The sequence below is a fragment of the Flavobacterium sp. FPG59 genome, from assembly GCF_002150205.1.
In the GTDB taxonomy this organism is placed as follows: Bacteria; Bacteroidota; Bacteroidia; order Flavobacteriales; family Flavobacteriaceae; genus Flavobacterium.
Window position 1 is genome coordinate 1 of record NZ_MTCA01000340.1, and the last position, 1,870, is coordinate 1,870.

Consider the following 1,870-nt stretch of genomic DNA (forward strand, 5'->3'; position numbering starts at 1 on the left):
ATTATATACGGCGTCTTTCAATTATCAACTTAAAAAGCAAACTATCATTTCATAATCAAATTATAAATAAGGGAAACTCTCTAGTTTTAGCAACAAATGTAAAGGGAGAGGTTGTTTTTTGTAGCGAGAATATAGTTTCTATTTTAGGATATACTGTAGAGGAAGTATTGGGTTATGGCTATTGGGAACGCACTGATGACCATGATTTATACAGTGAGCAAGAAATTAAGGACTTTATAGATGATAAAATTTTTATAAGAAAATTAAAGTGTAAGAACGGAGAGTATAAATACATTCAATGGAATGATAAAAAATTCTCAAATAATTTAATTATAGGAATTGGTCAGGATGTTACAAAAGAAGTCCAGATTCAAGAGCAATACAAAAATGCAATTGAAGGTGCCATTGATTTAATCTATGAAGTAGATTATAAAGGTTTTTTAACTTTTGTTAATGATTTCACAATCAAAACTCTAGGCTTTGATTCTCAAGAACTCATTGGACAACATTTTTCCAAATTCATTCATACGGACTATTTAAATGAAATAGTTCAATTTTACTCCAAATTAGATAAATTTGAGAATCATTTCCCTACAATTGAATTTCCTTTATTCAAAAAAAATCATAAAAAAATATGGATCTCCCAAAAAGTAACAGTTCGAAAAAATAAAGATGGAAAAATAGTAGCTTTCTCTGCAATTGCACGAGACATTACGATACTAAAAAATATTAAAAAAGACACTAAAATAAGACATAAGAAAGTAAACGAATACAATAGAACGATTACTCAATTGTCTACGACTAATTTTAGCAACTATATCAATTTAGAAACTCGATTAATGAAAGTATTAGAAACTGCATCTATAGTTTCTAAATGTGATCGTGTGAGCTATTGGAAATATGAAAAAGACCGAATTACGTGTCAAAATTTATACAATTTAGAAAACAAAACTTTTGAAAAAGGTACTGTTCTAGAAAAAAAAGATTACCCCATTTACATAGATTCCATTCAAAGTAAGAAACAAATTTGTGCATCTAATGTTTTTAAAAAACATGAATTATCAGAATTTATAGATGACTATTTTATTCCATTAAACATAAAATCTGTACTCGATATTCCTTTTTTCATTGATGGTGAATTAATAGGAATAGTATCTTTTGAAAATATAAAAAGCAAAAGAAAATGGGATAACGAAGATGTCAATTTTGCAAGATCAATTGCAGATATTATATCATTAACATTAATATCTCAAAGTAGATTTGAAACAGAAAAAAAATTAGAGTACAAAAGTGAATTGCTATCTGCAATGACACTTTGTACTGAAAAGTTTTTAAAAAGTAATAATATTGATGCTATTTTCTCTGATGTTTTAGTGATTATGGGTAAAGCGACAAAATCACACAGAACCTATTTTTATGAAAATAATGATCTAACAAAAACAATCAGTCAAAAATATAGGTGGATTATAGAAAATGATACTTTAAATGAAGTCAATCAAAAACTACAGCACCTGCCTCATGAATATTTTGAAGAACTACTTACTCCCTTGTTATCCAATACTATTTATACAGCTGTAGTACCCCAAATTGAAAACACATCTCTCCGAGAGAAATTAGAAAATATTAACGTTTTTTCAATCATTCTTTTTCCAATTTTTGTACGAGATAAATTTCACGGTTTCATTGGTTTTGATGACACCGAGAACGAAAGATATTGGTCTGAAGATGAAATAAATATTTTGCAAACATTAGCTCAAAACATTAGTTTTTCATTGGAAAGAATTACAAATGAAAATGCCATTTATGAAAGTGAAGAAAAATTTAGATTGCTTGCCAATAATATACCAGGAACTGTTTACCTCTCTAATTA

The 1,870-nt window shown here is 27.6% G+C and carries 1 protein-coding gene; it reads left to right on the forward strand.

Going from position 1 to position 1,870, the window contains the following annotated elements:
• A partial coding sequence (locus FPG59_RS15745) for a PAS domain S-box protein (protein WP_140344713.1) occupies positions 1 to 1,870 on the forward strand: 1,870 nt, incomplete at both ends.